This window comes from Pseudomonas sp. SK2 (genome assembly GCF_016772395.1).
Lineage (GTDB): Bacteria > Pseudomonadota > Gammaproteobacteria > Pseudomonadales > Pseudomonadaceae > Aquipseudomonas > Aquipseudomonas taiwanensis.
Map to the genome: position 1 here is coordinate 4,863,306 of NZ_CP061944.1, position 24,072 is coordinate 4,887,377.

Annotated in this window: 17 protein-coding genes, 4 tRNA genes and 2 rRNA genes; all 23 read right to left on the reverse strand. The window is 56.8% G+C overall.

Annotation, left to right across the window (positions count from 1 at the left end):
• Positions 1-36: 36 nt before the first annotated feature.
• The 23 genes from tuf (IF103_RS21995) to IF103_RS22105 all read right to left on the reverse strand — a co-directional run bounded on the left by tuf (IF103_RS21995) (position 37) and on the right by IF103_RS22105 (position 23,831).
• Entirely contained in the window at positions 37-1,230 is a 1,194-nt protein-coding gene (gene tuf, locus IF103_RS21995; protein ID WP_023382632.1) for an elongation factor Tu, read from the reverse strand.
• Positions 1,231-1,260: 30 nt separating this feature from the next.
• Complete coding sequence (gene fusA, locus IF103_RS22000; protein ID WP_023382633.1) at positions 1,261-3,405, reverse strand: elongation factor G; 2,145 nt, start codon at positions 3,403-3,405, stop codon at positions 1,261-1,263.
• 30 nt (positions 3,406-3,435) lie between these two features.
• Positions 3,436-3,906 carry a 30S ribosomal protein S7 gene (gene rpsG, locus IF103_RS22005; RefSeq protein ID WP_003246741.1) on the reverse strand — a complete coding sequence of 157 codons (471 nt, stop codon included), beginning with the start codon at positions 3,904-3,906 and terminating at the stop codon, positions 3,436-3,438.
• A 106-nt stretch (positions 3,907-4,012) separates the two neighbouring features.
• Positions 4,013-4,384, reverse strand: a complete 372-nt coding sequence (rpsL, locus tag IF103_RS22010; protein WP_003186084.1) for a 30S ribosomal protein S12 — start codon at positions 4,382-4,384, stop codon at positions 4,013-4,015.
• A gap of 211 nt (positions 4,385-4,595) precedes the next feature.
• Positions 4,596-8,795 carry a DNA-directed RNA polymerase subunit beta' gene (rpoC, locus tag IF103_RS22015; RefSeq protein ID WP_023382634.1) on the reverse strand — a complete coding sequence of 1,400 codons (4,200 nt, stop codon included), beginning with the start codon at positions 8,793-8,795 and terminating at the stop codon, positions 4,596-4,598.
• 63 nt (positions 8,796-8,858) lie between these two features.
• Positions 8,859-12,932 (reverse strand): DNA-directed RNA polymerase subunit beta, encoded by a 4,074-nt coding sequence (gene rpoB / locus IF103_RS22020; RefSeq protein WP_023382635.1) that lies wholly within the window; start codon positions 12,930-12,932, stop codon positions 8,859-8,861.
• On the reverse strand, positions 12,932-13,102 hold the full coding sequence (locus IF103_RS22025; RefSeq protein ID WP_023382636.1) for a hypothetical protein: 171 nt from the start codon (positions 13,100-13,102) through the stop codon (positions 12,932-12,934). Before IF103_RS22025 ends, rpoB begins: the two co-directional genes overlap by 1 nt.
• A gap of 49 nt (positions 13,103-13,151) precedes the next feature.
• Positions 13,152-13,520 carry a 50S ribosomal protein L7/L12 gene (rplL, locus tag IF103_RS22030; RefSeq protein ID WP_011531883.1) on the reverse strand — a complete coding sequence of 123 codons (369 nt, stop codon included), beginning with the start codon at positions 13,518-13,520 and terminating at the stop codon, positions 13,152-13,154.
• Positions 13,521-13,598: 78 nt separating this feature from the next.
• Complete coding sequence (gene rplJ / locus IF103_RS22035) at positions 13,599-14,099, reverse strand: 50S ribosomal protein L10 (protein WP_003257082.1); 501 nt, start codon at positions 14,097-14,099, stop codon at positions 13,599-13,601.
• A 199-nt stretch (positions 14,100-14,298) separates the two neighbouring features.
• Entirely contained in the window at positions 14,299-14,994 is a 696-nt protein-coding gene (gene rplA / locus IF103_RS22040) for a 50S ribosomal protein L1 (RefSeq protein WP_023382637.1), read from the reverse strand.
• Entirely contained in the window at positions 14,994-15,425 is a 432-nt protein-coding gene (gene rplK / locus IF103_RS22045; RefSeq protein ID WP_023382638.1) for a 50S ribosomal protein L11, read from the reverse strand. The genes rplA and rplK overlap by 1 nt, the downstream gene beginning before the upstream one ends.
• Before the next feature lie 119 nt (positions 15,426-15,544).
• Positions 15,545-16,078 carry a transcription termination/antitermination protein NusG gene (gene nusG / locus IF103_RS22050; RefSeq protein WP_011531880.1) on the reverse strand — a complete coding sequence of 178 codons (534 nt, stop codon included), beginning with the start codon at positions 16,076-16,078 and terminating at the stop codon, positions 15,545-15,547.
• 9 nt (positions 16,079-16,087) lie between these two features.
• On the reverse strand, positions 16,088-16,456 hold the full coding sequence (secE, locus tag IF103_RS22055; protein ID WP_008089117.1) for a preprotein translocase subunit SecE: 369 nt from the start codon (positions 16,454-16,456) through the stop codon (positions 16,088-16,090).
• Positions 16,457-16,500: 44 nt separating this feature from the next.
• Positions 16,501-16,576: transfer RNA gene (locus IF103_RS22060), tRNA-Trp, on the reverse strand.
• Positions 16,577-16,630: 54 nt separating this feature from the next.
• A complete protein-coding gene (gene tuf / locus IF103_RS22065) occupies positions 16,631-17,824 on the reverse strand; it encodes an elongation factor Tu (RefSeq protein WP_023382632.1) in 1,194 nt (397 codons plus the stop codon).
• An 80-nt stretch (positions 17,825-17,904) separates the two neighbouring features.
• Positions 17,905-17,980 (reverse strand) — tRNA-Thr (locus IF103_RS22070).
• Between the two features lie 28 nt (positions 17,981-18,008).
• Positions 18,009-18,082: transfer RNA gene (locus IF103_RS22075), tRNA-Gly, on the reverse strand.
• Between the two features lie 24 nt (positions 18,083-18,106).
• Positions 18,107-18,190: transfer RNA gene (locus IF103_RS22080), tRNA-Tyr, on the reverse strand.
• Between the two features lie 152 nt (positions 18,191-18,342).
• Positions 18,343-18,768, reverse strand: coding sequence for a hypothetical protein (locus tag IF103_RS22085; RefSeq protein ID WP_202675669.1), 426 nt, complete (start codon positions 18,766-18,768; stop codon positions 18,343-18,345).
• Between the two features lie 7 nt (positions 18,769-18,775).
• Positions 18,776-19,525 (reverse strand): pantothenate kinase, encoded by a 750-nt coding sequence (locus tag IF103_RS22090; protein WP_023382640.1) that lies wholly within the window; start codon positions 19,523-19,525, stop codon positions 18,776-18,778.
• Positions 19,515-20,474 (reverse strand): bifunctional biotin--[acetyl-CoA-carboxylase] ligase/biotin operon repressor BirA, encoded by a 960-nt coding sequence (gene birA, locus IF103_RS22095; RefSeq protein ID WP_023382641.1) that lies wholly within the window; start codon positions 20,472-20,474, stop codon positions 19,515-19,517. The genes IF103_RS22090 and birA overlap by 11 nt, the downstream gene beginning before the upstream one ends.
• A gap of 219 nt (positions 20,475-20,693) precedes the next feature.
• Positions 20,694-20,809: ribosomal RNA gene (rrf, locus tag IF103_RS22100) — 5S ribosomal RNA — on the reverse strand.
• Positions 20,810-20,939: 130 nt separating this feature from the next.
• A 23S ribosomal RNA gene (locus tag IF103_RS22105) occupies positions 20,940-23,831 on the reverse strand.
• Between the last annotated feature and the right edge of the window lie 241 nt (positions 23,832-24,072).

Here is a 24,072-nt window from a genome sequence, read left to right on the forward strand (position 1 = left end):
CCCGCTGAGCGGGGGCTTTTTCAATCGACCGAGTGATTACTCGATGATTTTGGCTACGACGCCGGCGCCGACGGTACGACCGCCTTCACGGATAGCGAAGCGCAGACCGTCTTCCATTGCGATGGTCTTGATCAGGGTGACAGTCATCTGAATGTTGTCACCTGGCATTACCATTTCAACGCCTTCCGGCAGTTCGCAGTTACCGGTCACGTCAGTGGTACGGAAGTAGAACTGAGGACGGTAGCCTTTGAAGAACGGAGTGTGACGACCGCCTTCTTCCTTCGACAGAACATAGACTTCTGCGGTGAACTTGGTGTGCGGCTTGACCGAACCTGGCTTGACCAGAACCTGGCCACGCTCAACGTCGTCACGCTTGGTACCACGCAGCAGAACGCCGCAGTTCTCGCCAGCACGACCTTCGTCCAGCAGCTTGCGGAACATCTCGACACCGGTGCAGGTGGTGGTCGAAGTTTCACGCAGGCCAACGATTTCCAGCGGGTCTTGAACGCGAACGATACCACGCTCGATACGACCGGTAACAACGGTACCACGACCCGAGATCGAGAATACGTCTTCGATCGGCATCAGGAACGGCTGGTCAACGGCACGAACTGGCTCAGGAATGTAGGCATCCAGAGTTTCTACCAGCTTCTTGACAGCGGTAGTGCCCATTTCGTTGTCGTCTTTGCCTTCCAGCGCCATACGAGCCGAACCGATGATGATCGGAGTGTCGTCGCCTGGGAAGTCGTAGGTGGACAGCAGGTCGCGAACTTCCATCTCGACCAGTTCCAGCAGCTCAGCGTCGTCTACCAGGTCAGCCTTGTTCAGGAAGACCACGATGTACGGAACGCCAACCTGACGGGACAGCAGGATGTGCTCACGGGTTTGTGGCATCGGACCATCGGCGGCCGAGCAAACCAGGATCGCGCCGTCCATCTGGGCAGCACCGGTGATCATGTTCTTCACGTAGTCAGCGTGACCTGGGCAGTCAACGTGAGCGTAGTGACGAATGTTCGAGTTGTACTCGACGTGAGCGGTGTTGATGGTGATACCGCGCGCTTTTTCTTCCGGAGCCGAGTCGATCTTGTCGAACTCAACGACTGCCGAACCGAAAACTTCGGAGCAGACGCGAGTCAGAGCTGCGGTCAGAGTGGTCTTACCGTGGTCAACGTGGCCGATGGTGCCGACGTTAACGTGGGGAAGGGAACGATCAAATTTTTCTTTAGCCACGACAGTGAACCTCTTGCCTAAAGGGCTGGATTAGCCTTGTTTTTTAACGAGTGCTTCGACGATGTTCGACGGAGCTTCGGAGTACTTGGAGAATTCCATGGAGTAGCTTGCGCGACCCTGAGACATGGAACGAACGTCGGTCGCATAACCGAACATCTCTCCCAGTGGGACTTCTGCACGGATAACCTTGCCGGAGACCGAGTCATCCATACCCTGGATCAGACCACGACGACGGTTCAGGTCACCCATCACGTCACCCATGTAATCCTCAGGGGTTACTACCTCAACCTTCATGATCGGCTCAAGCACAACACCGCCACCCTTCTGGGCCAGCTGCTTGGTCGCCATGGAGGCCGCGATCTTGAACGCCATCTCGTTGGAGTCGACGTCGTGGTACGAACCGTCGAACACGGTAGCCTTCAGGCCGATCAGAGGATAGCCGGCGACAACGCCGTTCTTCATCTGCTCTTCGATACCCTTCTGGATCGCCGGGATGTATTCCTTCGGAACCACACCGCCAACGACTTCGTTGGTGAAGACCAGGCCTTCGGTGATGTTGCCCTTTTCGTCCTGATCCGGCTCGGAGAAGCGGATCCAGCAGTGACCGAACTGACCACGACCGCCGGACTGACGAACGAACTTGCCTTCGATCTCGACGCCGGACTTGGTGATCTTCTCGCGGTACGAAACCTGAGGCTTACCAATGTTGGCTTCAACGTTGAATTCGCGCTTCATGCGGTCAACGATGATGTCCAGGTGCAGCTCACCCATACCGGAGATGATGGTCTGGCCAGTCTCTTCGTCGGTCTTGACACGGAACGACGGGTCTTCCTGAGCCAGCTTGCCCAGTGCGATACCCATTTTTTCCTGGTCTTGCTTGGTCTTCGGCTCAACAGACAGCGAAATCACTGGCTCTGGGAAGTCCATGCGCTCAAGGATGATTGGCTTGTCAGCGTCGCACAGGGTTTCACCAGTGGTAACGTCTTTCATGCCGATCAGGGCCGCGATGTCGCCAGCGCGAACTTCCTTGATCTCTTCACGCTGGTTGGCGTGCATCTGCACCATACGACCAACGCGCTCTTTCTTGCCTTTGACCGAGTTGATGACCGAGTCACCGGAGTTCAGAACGCCCGAGTAGACGCGAACGAAGGTCAGAGTACCTACGAACGGGTCGGTAGCGATCTTGAACGCCAGAGCCGAGAACGGCTCGTTGTCGTCAGCGTGACGCTCGTCATGACGAACAGCCGGGTCATCTTTGGCCAGGTCGGCGTCGTCCGGGTTGATACCCTGGATAGCAGGGATCTCGGTCGGAGCCGGCAGGAAGTCGATAACGGCGTCGAGAACCAGGGGAACACCCTTGTTCTTGAACGAAGAACCGCAGACCGCAGGCACGATCTCGCTCGCCAGAGTACGGGCGCGCAGACCAGCCTTGATCTCTTCGACGGACAGGTCACCTTCTTCGAGGTACTTGTTCATCAGCTCTTCGTTGGCTTCAGCAGCGGACTCGACCATGTTGGCGCGCCACTCTTCAGCCAGCTCCAGCATATCGGCAGGAATCTCTTCCTCGCGATAGGTGGTGCCCTTGTCGTCTTCGTTCCAGTAGATGGCTTTCATCTTGATCAGGTCAACCTGACCCTGGAAGTTGTCTTCAGCACCGATAGCCAGCTGGATTGGAACCGGGGTGTGACCCAGGCGGTTCTTGATCTGGCCGACAACGCGCAGGAAGTTGGCACCAGCACGGTCCATCTTGTTCACGTAGACAACACGTGGAACGCCGTACTTGTTGGCCTGACGCCATACGGTTTCGGACTGCGGCTCAACGCCGGAGGTACCGCAGAACACGACGACCGCGCCGTCGAGTACGCGCAGCGAACGCTCTACTTCAATGGTGAAGTCTACGTGGCCGGGGGTATCGATGACGTTTACGCGGTAGTTGTCGTACTGACCACGGGAGCCTTTCCAGAAAGTGGTAACAGCAGCGGAGGTAATGGTGATACCGCGCTCCTGCTCCTGAACCATCCAGTCGGTGGTCGCGGCGCCATCATGCACCTCGCCCATCTTGTGGCTCAGGCCTGTGTAGAACAGGATCCGCTCGGTAGTGGTAGTCTTGCCCGCGTCAACGTGCGCGCAGATACCGATGTTACGGTAGCGGTTAATTGCTGTAGTACGAGCCATAAAGCCCTCGCAAAAAGATTGATGCTTGAATTAGAAGCGGTAGTGCGAGAACGCCTTGTTGGCTTCAGCCATACGGTGCACGTCTTCACGCTTCTTGACTGCAGCACCCTTGCCTTCAGCAGCATCCAGCAGCTCGCCAGCCAGGCGCAGAGCCATCGACTTCTCGCCGCGCTTGCGGGCGTAGTCTACGAGCCAGCGCATTGCCAGAGCGTTACGACGGGACGGACGAACTTCAACCGGAACCTGGTAAGTGGCACCGCCGACACGGCGGGACTTTACTTCGACCAGCGGAGCGATGGCGTCGAGAGCTTTCTCGAAGATTTCCAGGGGATCGCTGTTCTTGCGTGCTTTGACGGTATCCAGAGCACCGTAAACGATGCGCTCGGCTACGGCCTTCTTGCCGCTTTCCATCACGTGGTTCATGAACTTGGCGAGGATCTGGGATCCGTACTTCGGATCGTCCAGGATCTCACGTTTTGCTGCTACACGACGTCTTGGCATGATAAGCCCTCAAACGGTCTTCAGGTTAGCCCGGGACGTGGGTCTTCGACCCCTGCCCGACCTTACTCTTATCGACTCAAAAAATTGGATGTCTGCAAACGGCCGATTACTTCGGACGCTTGGTACCGTACTTCGAACGACCCTGGTTACGGCCTTTGACGCCCGAAGTATCCAGAGAGCCGCGAACGGTGTGGTAACGAACACCTGGCAAGTCTTTTACACGGCCGCCACGGATCAGAACGACGCTGTGCTCTTGCAGGTTGTGGCCTTCACCACCGATGTACGAGGAAACCTCGAAACCGTTGGTCAGACGCACACGGCATACTTTACGCAGTGCCGAGTTAGGTTTTTTCGGCGTGGTGGTGTACACGCGGGTGCACACGCCACGACGTTGCGGGCAGTTCTGCAGCGCAGGAACGTCGGATTTCTCGACGATACGCTTACGCGGCTGACGTACCAGCTGGTTGATAGTTGCCATCTACTAGCTCCACTGATTGTCTTGCGACGCTATTGTCTTGCAAGAAAAGCCAAAAATTGGCGAGACGGAGCCTCACCAAATTTAAGGGTACAAAAGTCTAAAGAGGATCTTGCACCCAGTCAAGACGAGGCCCCGGCCCTCCCCGCCCGGTCATCGGTAACAAATCCTGTCACCGATGACCTTCAGGAACTGCCGGGGCCCTGCCCTGTACTTAGTTACCGCTGGAGTTCAGCGCTTCGGTCAGTGCGGCTTCCACCTCACTGGCGCTTACACGCAGCGGCTTGTCGGCATCACGGCGACGCTTACGCTCGCTGTGGTACGCCAGACCGGTACCAGCCGGGATCAGACGACCCACGACCACGTTCTCTTTCAGGCCGCGCAGGTAATCGCGCTTGCCGGTTACCGCCGCTTCGGTCAGTACGCGGGTAGTTTCCTGGAAGGAAGCCGCGGAGATGAACGACTCGGTCGACAGCGACGCCTTGGTGATACCCAGCAGCACGCGGGTGAACTTCGAGATGAACTTGTCCTCGCTGGCGAGACGCTCGTTCTCGACCAGTACCTGGGTCAGTTCCATCTGGTCGCCCTTGATGAAGCTGGAATCGCCCGACTCGGAGATCTCGACCTTGCGCAGCATCTGACGCAGGATGGTCTCGATGTGCTTGTCGTTGATCTTCACGCCCTGCAGACGGTAAACGTCCTGAATCTCGTTGACGATGTACTTCGCCAGCGCGCTCACACCCAGCAGACGCAGGATGTCGTGCGGATCGCTCGGACCGTCGGAGATAACTTCGCCGCGGTTTACCTGTTCGCCTTCGAAGACGTTCAGGTGGCGCCACTTCGGAATCAGCTCTTCGTACGGCTCGCTACCGTCGGTCGGGGTAATGACCAGACGACGCTTGCCCTTGGTCTCTTTACCGAAGGCGATGGTGCCGCTGACTTCTGCCAGAATCGAGGCTTCTTTCGGACGGCGCGCTTCGAACAGGTCGGCAACGCGCGGCAGACCACCGGTGATGTCACGGGTCTTGGACGTTTCTTGCGGGATACGCGCGATAACGTCACCAACACCGATCTGGGCGCCGTCAGCCACACCAACCAAGGCGTTGGCCGGCAGGAAGTACTGAGCAGGTACGTCGGTACCTGGCAGGTACAGATCCTTGCCAGAGGCGTCGACCATCTTGATGGCCGGACGGATTTCCTTGCCTGCGGCAGGGCGATCCTTGACGTCCATGACTTCGATGTTGGTCAGGCCGGTCAATTCGTCAGTCTGACGCTTGATGGTGATGCCTTCCTCCATGCCTACGAACGTCACGGTACCTTTCAGCTCGGTGACGATCGGGTGGGTGTGCGGGTCCCACTTGGCGACGATGGCGCCAGCTTCGACCTTGTCACCTTCCTTGACCGAAATCACAGCACCGTAAGGCAGCTTGTAGCGCTCACGCTCACGACCGAACTCGTCGGCAATGGCCAGCTCGCCGGAACGCGATACCGCGACCAGGTTGCCATCGGCACGCTCAACCTGCTTCAGGTTGTGCAGACGCACCATACCGCCGTTCTTCACCTGTACGCTGTCGGCAGCCGAAGTACGGCTTGCAGCACCACCGATGTGGAACGTACGCATGGTCAGCTGGGTACCCGGCTCACCGATCGACTGAGCGGCGATAACGCCGACAGCTTCACCGATGTTGACCAGGTGACCACGCGCCAGGTCGCGACCGTAGCACTTGGCACAGATGCCGTAGCGGGTTTCACAGTTGATCGGCGAACGAACGACGACTTCGTCGATGCTGTTCAGCTCGATGAACTCGACCCACTTCTCGTCGACCAGGGTACCGGCCGGAACGATGACGTCCTCGGTGCCTGGCTTGAACACGTCACGGGCAATCACACGACCCAATACGCGCTCGCCCAGCGGCTCTACAACGTCGCCGCCTTCGATGTGCGGAGTCATCAGCAGGCCCTGGTCGGTGCCGCAGTCGATCTCGGTCACAACCAGATCCTGGGCAACGTCTACCAGACGACGAGTCAGGTAACCGGAGTTCGCGGTCTTCAGTGCAGTATCCGCCAGACCCTTACGAGCACCGTGGGTCGAGATGAAGTACTGCAGAACGCTCAGACCTTCACGGAAGTTCGCGGTGATCGGCGTCTCGATGATGGAGCCGTCCGGCTTGGCCATCAGACCACGCATACCGGCCAGCTGACGGATCTGGGCGGCCGAACCACGCGCACCGGAGTCTGCCATCATGTACATCGAGTTGAAGGACTCTTGCTCGACTTCCTTGCCCTCGCGGTCGATGACCTTCTCTTTCGAGAGGTTGGCCATCATCGCCTTGGACACTTCGTCGTTCGCCTTCGACCACAAGTCGATGACCTTGTTGTACTTCTCGCCCTGGGTTACCAGGCCGGACGCGTACTGGCTCTCGATCTCCTTCACTTCGTCGGTAGCGGTACCGATGATGCGGGCTTTCTCGTCCGGGATAACGAAGTCGTTAACACCGATGGAAACGCCGGAGATGGTCGAGTAGGCGAAACCGGTGTACATCAGTTGGTCAGCGAAGATCACGGTCTCTTTCAGACCAACCACGCGATAGCACTGGTTGATCAGCTTGGAGATCGCCTTTTTCTTCATCGGCTGGTTGACCACGTCGTACGGCAGACCTGCCGGTACAACCTGGAACAGCAGCGCACGGCCGACAGTGGTGTCGACGATGCGGGTGTTCTTGACCACCGAGCCATCACGCTCTTTCACGGTTTCGTTGATACGAACCTTGATTTTCGCGTGCAGGGCAGCTTCGCCGGCGCGGAATACGCGGTCGACTTCCTGCAGGTCAGCGAACACGCGACCTTCGCCCTTGGCGTTGATGGCTTCACGGGTCATGTAGTACAGACCCAGTACAACGTCCTGCGACGGAACGATGATCGGCTCACCGTTGGCTGGCGACAGGATGTTGTTGGTCGACATCATCAGTGCGCGCGCTTCGAGCTGGGCTTCCAGGGTCAGCGGCACGTGAACGGCCATCTGGTCACCGTCGAAGTCGGCGTTGTACGCGGCGCAGACCAGCGGGTGCAGCTGGATAGCCTTACCTTCGATCAGAACCGGTTCGAAGGCCTGGATACCCAGACGGTGCAGGGTCGGTGCACGGTTGAGCAGGACGGGGTGTTCGCGAATCACTTCGGCGAGAACGTCCCACACCTCTGGCAGTTCGCGCTCGACCATCTTCTTGGCAGCCTTGATGGTGGTCGCCAGACCACGCATTTCCAGCTTGCCGAAAATGAACGGCTTGAACAGCTCCAGAGCCATCTTCTTCGGCAGACCGCACTGGTGCAGACGCAGGGTCGGACCTACGGTAATTACCGAACGGCCAGAGTAGTCCACACGCTTACCGAGCAGGTTCTGACGGAAGCGACCTTGCTTACCTTTGATCATGTCGGCCAGCGACTTCAGCGGACGCTTGTTCGAGCCAGTGATGGCGCGACCGCGACGGCCGTTGTCCAGCAGGGCGTCGACCGCTTCCTGCAGCATGCGCTTCTCGTTGCGCACGATGATGTCCGGCGCCGACAGATCGAGCAGGCGCTTCAGACGGTTGTTACGGTTGATCACCCGACGATACAGGTCGTTCAGGTCGGAGGTCGCGAAGCGGCCGCCATCCAGCGGAACCAGCGGGCGCAGGTCCGGCGGCAGCACTGGCAGGACGGTCAAGACCATCCACTCAGGCAGGTTGCCCGAACCCTGGAAAGCTTCCATCAGCTTCAGGCGCTTGGACAGCTTCTTGATCTTGGTTTCCGAGTTGGTCTGCGGAATCTCTTCGCGCAGGCGGCCGATCTCGTGCTCCAGGTCGATAGCGTGCAGCAGTTCGCGGACAGCCTCGGCACCCATGCGGGCATCGAAGTCATCGCCGAACTCTTCCAGCGCTTCGAAATACTGCTCGTCGTTCAGCAGCTGGCCTTTTTCAAGGGTGGTCATGCCTGGGTCGATAACGACATAGCTCTCGAAGTAGAGAACACGCTCGATATCACGCAGGGTCATGTCCATCAGCAGGCCGATCCGGGACGGCAGCGACTTCAGGAACCAGATGTGGGCAACCGGCGAAGCCAGTTCGATGTGGGCCATGCGCTCACGACGAACCTTGGCCAGGGCGACTTCAACGCCGCACTTCTCGCAGATGACACCGCGGTGCTTCAGGCGCTTGTACTTACCGCACAGGCACTCGTAGTCCTTGACTGGGCCAAAGATCTTGGCGCAGAACAGGCCGTCACGCTCAGGCTTGAACGTACGGTAGTTGATGGTTTCCGGCTTCTTAACTTCACCGAACGACCACGAACGGATCATTTCAGGCGACGCCAGACCGATGCGGATGGCGTCGAACTCTTCGACTTGACCCTGGTTTTTCAGCAAATTCAGTAGGTCTTTCAAGGCCTTTCCTCCTGGCGGAGCAGGGAGCGGGCATTAGCTGCCCACTCCCCTTCGCGTCACGTGTTATTCGGTTTCCAGATCGATATCGATACCGAGCGAACGGATCTCTTTGATCAACACGTTGAAGGACTCGGGCATGCCCGGCTCCATACGGTGATCGCCATCCACGATGTTCTTGTACATCTTGGTACGGCCGTTCACGTCGTCCGACTTCACTGTGAGCATTTCTTGCAGGGTGTATGCCGCGCCGTACGCTTCCAGCGCCCACACTTCCATCTCCCCGAAACGCTGACCACCGAACTGCGCCTTACCACCCAGCGGCTGCTGGGTAACCAGGCTGTACGAACCAGTGGAACGCGCGTGCATCTTGTCGTCCACCAAGTGGTTCAGCTTGAGCATGTACATGTAACCAACGGTCACTGGACGCTCGAACTTGTTGCCGGTACGGCCATCGAACAGCACCATCTGGCCGCTCTCTGGCAGGTCGGCCAGTTTCAGCATGGCCTTGATCTCATGCTCCTTGGCACCGTCGAAGACTGGAGTGGCCATGGGCACGCCCTTCTTCAGGTTGTTCGCCAGGGTAAGGATCTCTTCGTCAGAGAACTCGTCCAGGTTTTCCTGACGACCGCCAATCTCGTTGTAGATCTCGGTCAGGAAGGTACGCAGTTCAGCGGCCTTGCGCTGTTCTTCGATCATGCGGTCGATCTTCTCGCCCAGACCTTTGGCCGCGAGGCCCAGGTGGGTTTCAAGGATCTGACCGACGTTCATACGCGAAGGTACGCCCAGCGGGTTCAGTACGACGTCGACCGGAGTACCGTTGGCGTCGTGCGGCATGTCTTCGACCGGCATGATCACCGAGACAACACCCTTGTTACCGTGACGACCGGCCATCTTGTCACCCGGCTGGATGCGACGGCGGATTGCCAGGTAGACCTTGACGATCTTCAGAACGCCCGGAGCCAGGTCATCGCCCTGCTGCAGCTTGCGCTTCTTGTCTTCGAACTTGTCGTCCAGCAGACGACGGCGATCGACGATGTACTGCTGAGCTTTTTCCAGCTGCTCGTTCAGTGCATCTTCAGCCATGCGCAGCTTGAACCACTGCCCATGCTCCAGACCGTCCAGCACTTCGTCAGTGATCACGGTGCCTTTCTTCAGGCCCGCGCCACCGTCGACCACCTGGCCGTTCAGGGCAGCACGCAGACGCTCGAAGGTTGCGCCTTCGACGATGCGGAACTCTTCGTTGAGGTCCTTGCGGATCTCGTCCAGTTGCATCTTCTCGATGGCCAGGGCACGGCTGTCGCGCTCTACGCCATCACGGGTGAAGACCTGAACGTCGATGACGGTACCCTTGGTGCCGGTCGGCACGCGCAGGGAGGTGTCTTTGACGTCGCTGGCTTTCTCACCGAAGATCGCGCGCAGCAGCTTCTCTTCCGGAGTCAGCTGGGTCTCGCCTTTCGGAGTGACCTTGCCGACCAGGATGTCACCAGCGCCGACTTCGGCACCGACGTAGACAATACCGGCTTCGTCCAGTTTGTTCAGGGCGGCTTCACCGACGTTCGGGATGTCCGCGGTGATTTCCTCTGGGCCAAGCTTGGTGTCACGCGCCACACAGGTCAGTTCCTGGATGTGGATGGTGGTGAAACGGTCTTCCTGAACAACACGCTCGGACAGGCAGATGGAGTCTTCGAAGTTGAAGCCGTTCCACGCCATGAACGCGATGCGCATGTTCTGACCCAGTGCCAGTTCACCCATGTCGGTGGACGGGCCGTCGGCCATGATGTCACCACGCGCAACCACATCACCCTTGCTGACCAGCGGACGCTGGTTGATGCAGGTGTTCTGGTTGGAACGGGTGTATTTGGTCAGGTTGTAGATATCCACACCTGCTTCGCCGGTTTCGACTTCGTCGTCGGCTACGCGAACGACGATACGGCTGGCGTCGACCGAGTCGATCACACCACCACGGCGAGCTACCACGCAGACACCGGAGTCACGGGCGACGTTGCGCTCCATGCCGGTACCTACCAGCGGCTTGTCGGCACGCAGGGTCGGTACAGCCTGACGCTGCATGTTCGAACCCATCAGTGCACGGTTGGCGTCGTCGTGCTCGAGGAACGGAATCAGCGAGGCAGCGACGGAAACAACCTGCTTCGGCGAAACGTCCATCAGGGTGACGTCTTCCGGCGCCTTGACGGTGAATTCGTTCAGGTGACGGACCGCTACAAGCTCGTCGATCAGCTGCTTCTTCTCGTTCATTGCGGCCGAAGCCTGTGCAATGACGTGATCCGCTTCTTCGATCGCCGACAGGAACACGATGTCATCGCTGACCACGCCTTCCTTCACCACGCGGTACGGGCTTTCCAGGAAACCGTACTGGTTGGTGCGGGCATAGGCTGCCAGGGAGTTGATCAGACCGATGTTCGGACCTTCAGGAGTCTCGATCGGGCACACACGGCCGTAGTGGGTCGGGTGTACGTCACGGACTTCGAAGCCAGCGCGCTCACGGGTCAGACCGCCTGGGCCGAGTGCAGAGACACGACGCTTGTGGGTGATCTCGGAGAGCGGGTTGTTCTGGTCCATGAACTGCGACAGCTGGCTGGAACCGAAGAACTCTTTCACCGCCGCCGCTACCGGCTTGGCGTTGATCAGGTCTTGCGGCATCAGGCCTTCGCTTTCAGCCATCGACAGACGTTCCTTGACCGCGCGCTCCACGCGCACCAGGCCAACACGGAACTGGTTCTCGGCCATCTCGCCGACGCAGCGAACGCGACGGTTACCCAGGTGGTCGATGTCGTCGACGATGCCTTTGCCGTTACGGATGTCGACCAGGGTCTTGAGGACCTCGACGATGTCTTCCTTGCTCAGCACGCCCGAACCTTCGATCTCGGTGCGACCGATACGACGGTTGAACTTCATGCGGCCTACGGCGGACAGGTCGTAACGCTCGGCGCTGAAGAACAGGTTGTTGAACAGGGTCTCGGCAGCATCCTTGGTTGGCGGCTCGCCTGGGCGCATCATGCGGTAGATCTCCACCAGAGCTTCCAGCTGGTTGCTGGTGGTGTCGATCTTCAGGGTGTCGGAGATGAACGGACCGCAGTCGATGTCGTTGGTATACAGCGTTTCGATGCGGACGACCTGAGCCTTGGCGATCTTGATCATCAGCTCGGTGGTCAGCTCGGTGTTGCACTCGGCGAGGATTTCACCGGTTGCCGGGTGCACGATGGCCTTGGCGGTAGTACGGCCCAGGACATATTCCAGCGGTACGTCCAGCTGGTTGACCCCAGCCTTCTCGAGCTGGTTGATGTGGCGCGCAGTGATACGACGGCCCTGCTCGACGATGACCTTGCCGCTACCGTCGTGGATATCCATCACCGCGACTTCACCACGCAGACGCTGCGGTACCAGTTCCAGGCTCAGCTTCTCGCCGGATACGTGGAATACGTTGGTGGTGTAGAAGGTGTTCAGAACCTCTTCGGTGCTGTAACCCAGGGCGCGCAGCAGTACCGAGGCCGGCAGTTTGCGGCGACGGTCGATACGGACGAACACGCAGTCTTTCGGGTCGAACTCGAAGTCCAGCCACGAACCACGGTAAGGGATGATGCGAGCGGAGTACAGCAGCTTGCCGGAGCTGTGCGTCTTGCCACGGTCGTGGTCGAAGAACACACCAGGCGAACGGTGCAGCTGGGAAACGATCACACGCTCGGTACCGTTGATAACGAAGGTACCGTTCTCAGTCATCAGGGGGATTTCACCCATGTAGACTTCTTGCTCTTTGATGTCCTTGATCGCTTTGTTCGACGATTCCTTGTCGAAGATGATCAGGCGCACCTTGACCCGCAGTGGGACCGCGAAGGTCACGCCACGCAGGACACATTCCTTCACATCGAAGGCTGGTTCGCCCAGGCGATAGCCTACGTACTCCAGGGCAGCATTGCCGGAGTAGCTGATGATCGGGAATACCGATTTGAAGGCCGCGTGCAGGCCGACGTCGCGGAACTGATCCTTGGATGCTCCCGCTTGCAGGAATTCGCGATACGAATCCAGCTGGATGGCCAGGAGGTAAGGCACATCCATGACGTCCGGCAACTTGCTAAAGTCCTTGCGGATACGTTTTTTCTCAGTGTATGAGTAAGCCATCAGCGTTCCCCAGCTTGGTCACCTGCTTGTTTGGCTTCTCCCGGCGGGAGCAGCCAGAAAATCGTGCAAACCTCTTGGTTTGCGCCACCCACATGGGTGTCTTGCAGCCAGTTATCGGGGCCGACCTGATCGGCCACCAATAACGGAAAAAGGCCGGTGGCATAAGCCACCAGCCATCAGCCTTCGCTCAACGCTCCGGCTGGAGTCGCAAGGTCGAGATTACTTCAGCTCGACTTTAGCGCCAGCTTCTTCCAGCTTCTTCTTCGCGTCTTCAGCGGCTTCTTTCGAAACGCCTTCAGCGATAACCTGAGGAGCGCCGTCGACTTTCTCTTTGGCTTCTTTCAGGCCCAGACCGGTCAGTTCACGAACGGCCTTGATCACGTTTACTTTCTTGTCGCCAGCTTCGGTCAGAACGACGTTGAACTCGGTCTGCTCTTCAGCAGCAGCGGCAGCAACAGCTGGGCCAGCGGCAACAGCGGCAGCAGCGGTAACGCCGAAGGTTTCTTCCATCGCTTTGATCAGTTCAACAATTTCCAGAACAGTTTTCTGGCCGATCGCTTCGATGATTTGTTCGTTAGTCAGAGACATGACTTAAATCCTGTATTGGGGTGACAGCCTACGCAGCCATCAAATTAAACGTATGATTTTGAAAGAGTTGCGCGTGCCTTAGGCAGCAGCAGCTTCTTTCTGGTCGCGCAGAGCTGCCAGGGTACGAGCCAGCTTGCTGGTTGCACCTTGGATTACGCTCATCAGCTGTGCGATAGCCTCGTCGCGAGTTGGCAGGGTTGCCAGCACGTCGATCTGGTTAGCGGCAAGGAACTTGCCGTCAAACGCAGCTGCCTTGATCTCGAACTTGTCCTGACCCTTGGCGAACTCTTTGAACAGACGAGCAGCAGCGCCCGGGTGTTCGTTGGAGAAAGCAATCAGGGTCGGGCCTTTGAACGCGTCGTTGAGGATCGAGAATTCGGTGCCTTCAACAGCGCGCTTGAGCAGGGTGTTACGTACGACACGTACGTAAACGCCAGCTTCGCGGGCCTCTTTACGGAGTCCGGTCATTGCGCCTACAGTCACACCACGGGCATCAGCCACGACAGCGGACAGAGCGACTTTGGCAGCCTCGTTGACTTCAGCGACGATGGCCTTCTTGTCTTCGAGTTTAATTGCCACGGGTTTACTCCTGGTTTTTACCGTTTCATCTGGCCGAAGCCGGATGTCGTTTTGGTGTCTGATTCGGTAACGAATCGGGAGCACCATCTGCGTAGGCTTGTGGTTTAAGGCTTGCGCCGCCTACGGTCTTGGATAGCCCCCGCCAGGCAGGGACCCCAATTTTTTGCTGGTGGCGCGACGAATCGCGCCACCATCGGTCTTACGCGTTCAGCGAGCTCTGGTCGATGACCAGGCCTGGGCCCATGGTGGTGCTCAGGGTAACGCGTTTGACGTAGATACCTTTCGAAGAAGCAGGCTTGATACGCTTCAGATCAGCGATCAGTGCCTCAACGTTTTCCTTCAGCTTGCCAGCTTCGAAGCCGACCTTGCCAACGGAGGTGTGGATGATACCGTTTTTGTCGGTACGGTAGCGAACCTGACCAGCCTTGGCGTTTTTGACAGCCGAAGCGACGTCTGGCGTCACGGTACCAACTTTCGGGTTAGGCATCAGGCCGCGCGGACCCAGAACCTGACCCAGCTGACCTACAACGCGCATTGCATCAGGCGATGCGATGACGACGTCATAGTTCAGGTCGCCGCCTTTCATTTCGGCAGCCAGATCGTCCATACCTACGCGGTCAGCGCCAGCAGCCAGAGCGGCTTCAGCAGCAGGACCCTGGGTGAAGACGGCAACACGTACGGTCTTGCCAGTGCCGTGTGGCAGCACGGTAGCGCTACGAACGACCTGGTCGGATTTACGCGGGTCAACGCCGAGGTTGACGGCAACGTCGAAGGACTCGCTGAACTTCACGGTGGACAGTTCGGCCAGCAGCACTGCTGCTTCTTCGAAGTTGTAAACTTTGCCAGCTTCGACTTTCGAAGCAATGGCCTTTTGGCGCTTGGTCAGCTTAGCCATTACACACCCTCCACGTTCAGACCCATGCTGCGGGCAGAGCCAGCGATGGTGCGTACAGCTGCGTCCAGGTCAGCAGCGGTCAGATCAGCCTGCTTGGTCTTGGCGATCTCTTCCAGCTGAGCACGGTTGACGGTACCAACCTTGACAGTGTTCGGACGAGCCGAACCGCTGGTCAGGCCAGCAGCCTTCTTCAGCAGAACCGAAGCAGGGGTGCTCTTGGTTTCGAAAGTGAAGCTACGGTCACTGTAAACAGTGATGATCACTGGAGTCGGCAGACCTGGCTCTTGACCCTGAGTACGGGCGTTGAAGGCCTTGCAGAATTCCATGATGTTCACACCGTGTTGACCCAGTGCTGGACCAACGGGTGGGCTTGGGTTGGCCTGGCCGGCCTTAACTTGCAGCTTGATGTAAGCCTGAATCTTCTTAGCCATGAGCTACTCCAATATCGGGTACGAACGCCAGATGGCTCCCCGGATGACTTGCGTTTTATCCCAGTGACGACAAAACCCCGCAGCACACAGGGCTGCGGGGTATGGGATGCGTTGTCCGCCTAGACCTTTTCGACCTGGCTGAACTCGAGCTCCACCGGAGTAGAGCGACCGAAAATGAGCACCGCCACCTGGAGGCGACTCTTTTCGTAGTTAACCTCTTCGACGCTACCATTGAAGTCAGCAAACGGACCATCAATGACTCGAACCACTTCACCCGGCTCGAAGAGCGTCTTCGGCTTCGGCTTATCACTACCGTCAGCCACGCGACGCAGGATAGCTTCAGCTTCTTTATCAGTGATCGGCGCAGGCTTATCTGCGGTACCACCGATAAAGCCCATCACACGAGGGGTGTCCTTGACCAAGTGCCAAGTCCCTTCGTTCATCTCCATCTGGACCAGAACGTAGCCAGGGAAGAATTTGCGCTCACTTTTGCGCTTCTGGCCGTTGCGCATCTCAACGACTTCTTCGGTCGGGACCAGGATCTCGCCGAATTCGTCTTCCATGCCAGCCAGCTTGACGCGCTCGATCAGCGACCGCATCACATGCTTCTCGTAACCCGAGTAAGCATGCACAACATACCAACGCTTAGCCACGGGACACCTTTAGCCAACGATCAAGGAGACCGCCCAGCCGAGCAGGGAATCAAGACCCCACAGCAGCAGTGCCATAACCAACACGACAGCCACGACAATCAGAGTGGTCTGGGTGGTTTCCTGGCGGGTCGGCCACACGACTTTACGAATCTCGGTACGAGCTTCCTTCGCCAGCGCAAAGAACGACTTACCCTTCGCAGTCTGCAGAGCAACGAAGCCTGCGACAGCAGCCAGGGCGAGAAGTGCAAGGACGCGATACAGGATTGGAGAGGCGGAGTAATACTGATTACCCACAACGCCAACGACTACCAAAGCCACTACAGCCAGCCACTTGAACAGATCAAAACGCGATTCTTGGGCTTCAGTCTTGGGCGTCATCGGGGAGGATCCTGTGAGAAGAAAGCCAATCACACCGAGGTGAATGGCAGGTCAGGAGGGAATCGAACCCCCAACCTACGGTTTTGGAGACCGTCGCTCTGCCAATTGAGCTACTGACCTATAACGCTGTATCAGGCCGGCCATTATACCGGCCCGATCAAGTAAATCAACTACTTATTCAATAATTTTTGCTACGACGCCGGCGCCGACGGTACGACCGCCTTCACGGATAGCGAAGCGCAGACCGTCTTCCATTGCGATGGTCTTGATCAGGGTGACAGTCATCTGAATGTTGTCACCTGGCATTACCATTTCAACGCCTTCCGGCAGTTCGCAGTTACCGGTCACGTCAGTGGTACGGAAGTAGAACTGAGGACGGTAGCCTTTGAAGAACGGAGTGTGACGACCGCCTTCTTCCTTCGACAGAACATAGACTTCTGCGGTGAACTTGGTGTGCGGCTTGACCGAACCTGGCTTGACCAGAACCTGGCCACGCTCAACGTCGTCACGCTTGGTACCACGCAGCAGAACGCCGCAGTTCTCGCCAGCACGACCTTCGTCCAGCAGCTTGCGGAACATCTCGACACCGGTGCAGGTGGTGGTCGAAGTTTCACGCAGGCCAACGATTTCCAGCGGGTCTTGAACGCGAACGATACCACGCTCGATACGACCGGTAACAACGGTACCACGACCCGAGATCGAGAATACGTCTTCGATCGGCATCAGGAACGGCTGGTCAACGGCACGAACTGGCTCAGGAATGTAGGCATCCAGAGTTTCTACCAGCTTCTTGACAGCGGTAGTGCCCATTTCGTTGTCGTCTTTGCCTTCCAGCGCCATACGAGCCGAACCGATGATGATCGGAGTGTCGTCGCCTGGGAAGTCGTAGGTGGACAGCAGGTCGCGAACTTCCATCTCGACCAGTTCCAGCAGCTCAGCGTCGTCTACCAGGTCAGCCTTGTTCAGGAAGACCACGATGTACGGAACGCCAACCTGACGGGACAGCAGGATGTGCTCACGGGTTTGTGGCATCGGACCATCGGCGGCCGAGCAAACCAGGATCGCGCCGTCCATCTGGGCAGCACCGGTGATCATGTTCTTCACGTAGTCAGCGTGACCTGGGCAGTCAACGTGAGCGTAGTGACGAATGTTCGAGTTGTACTCGACGTGAGCGGTGTTGATGGTGATACCGCGCGCTTTTTCTTCCGGAGCCGAGTCGATCTTGTCGAACTCAACGACTGCCGAACCGAAAACTTCGGAGCAGACGCGAGTCAGAGCTGCGGTCAGAGTGGTTTTACCATGGTCAACGTGGCCGATAGTGCCAACGTTCACGTGTGGTAGGGAACGATCAAACTTTTCCTTAGCCATCGATACAATCCTCCGCAGAAGAAAATAGTCACACCGCTGATAAAACAAAGGCAGATATTTTCATATCTGCCTTGTTTATATGGAGCTCTTGAGCGGACTTGAACCGCTGACCTCACCCTTACCAAGGGTGTGCTCTACCAACTGAGCTACAAGAGCGAAACACTTTGTGCAAAACCAGCAAACTTGGAGCGGGTAGCGGGAATCGAACCCGCATCATCAGCTTGGAAGGCTGAGGTTCTACCACTAAACTATACCCGCGGAGCTTGCAGCTCTCGCTAAAACTGGTGGAGGGAGAAGGATTCGAACCTTCGAAGCTCTCGCAACGGATTTACAGTCCGTCCCCTTTGACCGCTCGGGAATCCCTCCAGATGTGGCCGGCATTCTATTTGTCTGCCGTCCTAGTGTCAAGCGTTTTTTCAAATTTTTTCAATCAAATCCGAAACTTAGCTGCTTTGACACTGCTTCCAGTTCCGCCACCTTGGTGGTGTTCCCTGTGAAGCGGGCGCCATTCTATCAAGCTATTCGCCAGTTGCAATACCCTGGCAGAAAATAATTTTATGTTTTAAGTCTTTGAAATCGTTGGAAAGTGTCGAGAGGACCACAGGGTCCAGCAAACGCTCGCTTTGCGGACTGACCTTGAGCCAACGACCCTCCGCGCCAGGCAGCTGCCCAGACACCGGCACGGCGCTGATATCAAGACTCAACAGACGCTGGCGCAGCTCATCAAGCTCCTCTTGAGTCGCCAGGCCTCCCACCACAAGACACTCATCTCGCCGCTTGGCCGGTGCATTGATCCCCGCCTCCCGCAGTAGACGGATCTCTTGCTGATTTCCCTTGTACAGCGACAGGGGGGCGACTTCCTTGACCTTCAGCGGGGCTTCCTGCTGGTGCCATACGTAATAGACGACGTTAAGCACCACCAACAACAGAAACAACCAACGCATAGGCACCTCAATCCAATGGGCAGGCCATGGCCAGACCGACGAACACCAGGTCAGGCACGACTCGCGCCTGAGGCACGGCATCTCTTACCAGCGGGGCATCCCCGCCTGTGAGAAATACCGCGAAATCATCCCCCCACAAACTACGCGCCTGCTCGAGCTGGGTGCGCGCAAAACCCTGGAGCATGAGCACGCAACCGCGCTCGACCGCTTCAACGGTGGAGCGCCCTGGCGCCAGACTGGTCAGCGCCCGCTCTGCCGATGCATCGTCGTATCGAATGCGACGGGTATGGGTGCGCAGTTGACTGCGCATCAGTGGCATACCGGGGCAGATGTAGCCGCCAAGATGCTCACCATCAGCAGCGACGAAGTCGGCTTTCGCTGCGGTACCAAGGTCGATGACCAAGCAGGCCCCCTTGGCCAGGTGAAAAGCACCCAGTGCAGCCAGCCAGCGATCCATGCCCAAGCGCTGGTAATCTTCGTAGCCATTACGCACACCGGACATTTCCTGCGCTGGCTGGGCGACCTGCACTTCAACCGAAAACGCCTGGGCAAGAAGGACGCAAAGCGCTTCAGTTTCGTCCTCACTGCGCACACTGACCATGCGACAGCCAGACAAATGAGCAGATGCCAACGCCGCCACTTGCTCAACCAGGGCCTGGTCGGAGTCGACGATGCCACCCCCTACGATAGTGGCGTCAGTCGTGTGTATGACCCGCCACTTTATGAAACTGTTTCCGCAATCGAGCTCAAGAATCATCACGCAACCTCAAACTGAGCTCTCCGCCACTGAAGCTCTTTTCCACACCATCGACTTCAAGGCGCAAACCGCCCTGCCCGTCCACGCCTAACACCACGCCATCGATCCGGGTGGTGCCAGCAATCAACGATACATTATGCCCTTGCCATAGATGTGCCTGCTCCCACTCTTCCTGGAATGCTGCAAAACCGTATCGACGGTGGCGCGACAACTCATGCTGTAGTTGCTGGGTAAGGGCCGACACCAGGCGATTTCGGTCAATACTTGCACCAAGCTCCCGCCGCATCGAGGTCCAGGCCTGGTCAACCTGTTCGTTGACCTGCATGTTCACATTGATACCAACTCCAAGCACCACGTGGCAGACATCAGCGGGATCGCCGACCAACTCAAGCAGGATGCCAGTAATCTTCTGCCCCCTGACCAGCACGTCATTAGGCCATTTCAGCCCCACCTCTTTCACGCCGAATGCCTGCAGTGTCCGCATGACCGCCAAGCCGACGACCAGACTCAACCCTTCAAGTTGCCGCATCCCACCATCGATACGCAGCACCAGGCTGTAGTAAAGGTTTTCGGCAAACGGACTTACCCACTGGCGCCCACGCCGCCCTCGGCCAGCACTTTGGCGCTCAGCGAGCACCACGAAGGGGGCAACCTGCCCCTGTGTGGCGAGCCTCAAGCCTTCGGCATTGGTGGAGTCGATGGTGTCATGGATGAATACCGGCCATTGTTCCCCCTGGGAAAACTCGGCGATCGCTTGCTCCTCGAGCAACGCCAAGGGCGCGGCGAGTTGATAGCCGCGTCCACGAACCTTGTGGATAGTGAGGTTCAGTTCACTTTCGAGGTGCTGTAGCTGTTTCCAGACGGCACTACGACTCACCCCGAGGGCTGCACCCAAGGCTTCTCCGGAATGGAACCGGCCATCCTTGAGGAGATTCAACAACTTCAGCATGCCAGTCTCGACTTGGAATAAGGCTGGCATGATAGCTATGGGTAATGGGCTTGCATAGGAAAAGGGCCCCGATATAGCGGCCATACGCTCATGAATGGGGCATGAAGGGGGCTGCGCGGCTGATACGCTAAGACGAACTGCGGCCCATGGCACGGCTAGCCTGCGCCAGAAAGACAAAACCCCTACCTGCTCGCGCAGATAGGGGTTTTGCGAAATGAATCTTGACGATGACCTACTCTCACATGGGGAAACCCCACACTACCATCGGCGATGCATCGTTTCACTACTGAGTTCGGGATGGGATCAGGTGGTTCCAATGCTCTATGGTCGTCAAGAAATTCTGTTGCCAGAATGTCGTGTAAACACTCTTGGCCAATTCGGATATGTGAATTTGTGGTCTTGCGAACTTTCGGTCGTTTCGTCTTCACCACCGCAATCTGCGTCAGCAAATTGCTTGGGTGTTATATGGTCAAGCCTCACGGGCAATTAGTATTGGTTAGCTCAACGCCTCACAGCGCTTACACACCCAACCTATCAACGTCGTAGTCTTCGACGGCCCTTTAGGGAACTCAAGGTTCCAGTGAGATCTCATCTTGAGGCAAGTTTCCCGCTTAGATGCTTTCAGCGGTTATCTCTTCCGAACATAGCTACCCGGCAATGCCACTGGCGTGACAACCGGAACACCAGAGGTTCGTCCACTCCGGTCCTCTCGTACTAGGAGCAGCCCCTCTCAAATCTCAAACGTCCACGGCAGATAGGGACCGAACTGTCTCACGACGTTCTAAACCCAGCTCGCGTACCACTTTAAATGGCGAACAGCCATACCCTTGGGACCGGCTTCAGCCCCAGGATGTGATGAGCCGACATCGAGGTGCCAAACACCGCCGTCGATATGAACTCTTGGGCGGTATCAGCCTGTTATCCCCGGAGTACCTTTTATCCGTTGAGCGATGGCCCTTCCATACAGAACCACCGGATCACTAAGACCTACTTTCGTACCTGCTCGACGTGTTTGTCTCGCAGTCAAGCGCGCTTTTGCCTTTATACTCTGCGACCGATTTCCGACCGGTCTGAGCGCACCTTCGTACTCCTCCGTTACTCTTTGGGAGGAGACCGCCCCAGTCAAACTACCCACCATACACTGTCCTCGATCCGGATAACGGACCTGAGTTAGAACCTCAAAGTTGCCAGGGTGGTATTTCAAGAATGGCTCCATGAGAACTGGCGTCCCCACTTCAAAGCCTCCCACCTATCCTACACAAGCAAATTCAAAGTCCAGTGCAAAGCTATAGTAAAGGTTCACGGGGTCTTTCCGTCTAGCCGCGGATACACTGCATCTTCACAGCGATTTCAATTTCACTGAGTCTCGGGTGGAGACAGCGCCGCCATCGTTACGCCATTCGTGCAGGTCGGAACTTACCCGACAAGGAATTTCGCTACCTTAGGACCGTTATAGTTACGGCCGCCGTTTACCGGGGCTTCGATCAAGAGCTTCGCTTGCGCTAACCCCATCAATTAACCTTCCGGCACCGGGCAGGCGTCACACCCTATACGTCCACTTTCGTGTTTGCAGAGTGCTGTGTTTTTAATAAACAGTCGCAGCGGCCTGGTATCTTCGACCGACATGGGCTTACGGAGCAAGTCCTTCACCCTCGTCGGCGCACCTTCTCCCGAAGTTACGGTGCCATTTTGCCTAGTTCCTTCACCCGAGTTCTCTCAAGCGCCTTGGTATTCTCTACCCGACCACCTGTGTCGGTTTGGGGTACGGTTCCCAGTTATCTGAAGCTTAGGAGCTTTTCTTGGAAGCATGGCATCAACCACTTCGTCGCCTAAAGGCAACTCGTCATCAGCTCTCGGCCTTAAGATCCCGGATTTGCCTAAGATCTCAGCCTACCACCTTAAACTTGGACAACCAACGCCAAGCTGGCCTAGCCTTCTCCGTCCCTCCATCGCAATAACTGGAAGTACAGGAATATTAACCTGTTTTCCATCGACTACGCTTTTCAGCCTCGCCTTAGGGACCGACTAACCCTGCGTCGATTAACGTTGCGCAGGAAACCTTGGTCTTTCGGCGTGGGAGTTTTTCACTCCCATTGTCGTTACTCATGTCAGCATTCGCACTTCTGATACCTCCAGCAAGCTTCTCAACTCACCTTCACAGGCTTACAGAACGCTCCTCTACCGCGTCATCAAAGATGACACCCGTAGCTTCGGTGCATGGTTTGAGCCCCGTTACATCTTCCGCGCAGGCCGACTCGACTAGTGAGCTATTACGCTTTCTTTAAAGGATGGCTGCTTCTAAGCCAACCTCCTAGCTGTCTAAGCCTTCCCACATCGTTTCCCACTTAACCATGACTTTGGGACCTTAGCTGACGGTCTGGGTTGTTTCCCTTTTCACGACGGACGTTAGCACCCGCCGTGTGTCTCCCATGCTCGGCACTTCCAGGTATTCGGAGTTTGCATCGGTTTGGTAAGTCGGGATGACCCCCTAGCCGAAACAGTGCTCTACCCCCTGGAGTGATACATGAGGCGCTACCTAAATAGCTTTCGAGGAGAACCAGCTATCTCCGAGCTTGATTAGCCTTTCACTCCGATCCACAGGTCATCCGCTAACTTTTCAACGGTAGTCGGTTCGGTCCTCCAGTCAGTGTTACCTAACCTTCAACCTGCCCATGGATAGATCGCCCGGTTTCGGGTCTATACCCAGCGACTAAACGCCCTATTAAGACTCGCTTTCGCTACGCCTCCCCTATTCGGTTAAGCTCGCCACTGAATATAAGTCGCTGACCCATTATACAAAAGGTACGCAGTCACCTAACAAAGTAGGCTCCCACTGCTTGTACGCATACGGTTTCAGGTTCTATTTCACTCCCCTCTCCGGGGTTCTTTTCGCCTTTCCCTCACGGTACTGGTTCACTATCGGTCAGTCAGTAGTATTTAGCCTTGGAGGATGGTCCCCCCATGTTCAGACAAAGTTTCTCGTGCTCCGTCCTACTCGATTTCATTGACAAGAGATTTTCGTGTACGGGGCTATCACCCACTATGGCCGCACTTTCCAGAGCGTTCCACTAATCTCAAATCAACTTAAGGGCTGGTCCCCGTTCGCTCGCCACTACTAAGGGAATCTCGGTTGATTTCTTTTCCTCAGGGTACTTAGATGTTTCAGTTCCCCTGGTTCGCCTCTTGCACCTATGTATTCAGTACAAGATAACCAGCTTGTGCTGGCTGGGTTCCCCCATTCAGAGATCTCTGGATCACAGTCTGTTTGCCGACTCCCCAAAGCTTATCGCAGGCTACCACGTCTTTCATCGCCTCTGACTGCCAAGGCATCCACCGTATGCGCTTCTTCACTTGACCATATAACCCCAAGCAATCTGGTTATACTGTGAAGACGACATTCGCCGAAAATTCGCATGTTGCTCAATTAAGAGCAGAACTCACAAATTTTACCTTAGCCTGACATCACACCAGTGAAAGTGCGTGCCAGTCTATCTATCACATATCCGAATTTTTAAAGAACGATCTGACAAAAGTCAGAAATCAACATTCGATCTGAATGTTCATTTCTAAGTTCTGAGCAGCTGTACAACCTGAAAGA

Coding starts and splice junctions, on each gene's coding strand:
- fusA (WP_023382633.1), bottom strand. CDS start 3,405: ATGGCTCGTACTACAGCAATTAACCGCTACCGTAACATCGGTATCTGC.
- rpsG (WP_003246741.1), bottom strand. CDS start 3,906: ATGCCAAGACGTCGTGTAGCAGCAAAACGTGAGATCCTGGACGATCCG.
- rpsL (WP_003186084.1), bottom strand. CDS start 4,384: ATGGCAACTATCAACCAGCTGGTACGTCAGCCGCGTAAGCGTATCGTC.
- rpoB (WP_023382635.1), bottom strand. CDS start 12,932: ATGGCTTACTCATACACTGAGAAAAAACGTATCCGCAAGGACTTTAGC.
- rplL (WP_011531883.1), bottom strand. CDS start 13,520: ATGTCTCTGACTAACGAACAAATCATCGAAGCGATCGGCCAGAAAACT.
- rplA (WP_023382637.1), bottom strand. CDS start 14,994: ATGGCTAAGCTGACCAAGCGCCAAAAGGCCATTGCTTCGAAAGTCGAA.
- rplK (WP_023382638.1), bottom strand. CDS start 15,425: ATGGCTAAGAAGATTCAGGCTTACATCAAGCTGCAAGTTAAGGCCGGC.
- secE (WP_008089117.1), bottom strand. CDS start 16,456: ATGACGCCCAAGACTGAAGCCCAAGAATCGCGTTTTGATCTGTTCAAG.
- tuf (WP_023382632.1), bottom strand. CDS start 17,824: ATGGCTAAGGAAAAGTTTGATCGTTCCCTACCACACGTGAACGTTGGC.
- IF103_RS22085 (WP_202675669.1), bottom strand. CDS start 18,768: ATGCGTTGGTTGTTTCTGTTGTTGGTGGTGCTTAACGTCGTCTATTAC.
- IF103_RS22090 (WP_023382640.1), bottom strand. CDS start 19,525: ATGATTCTTGAGCTCGATTGCGGAAACAGTTTCATAAAGTGGCGGGTC.
- birA (WP_023382641.1), bottom strand. CDS start 20,474: ATGCTGAAGTTGTTGAATCTCCTCAAGGATGGCCGGTTCCATTCCGGA.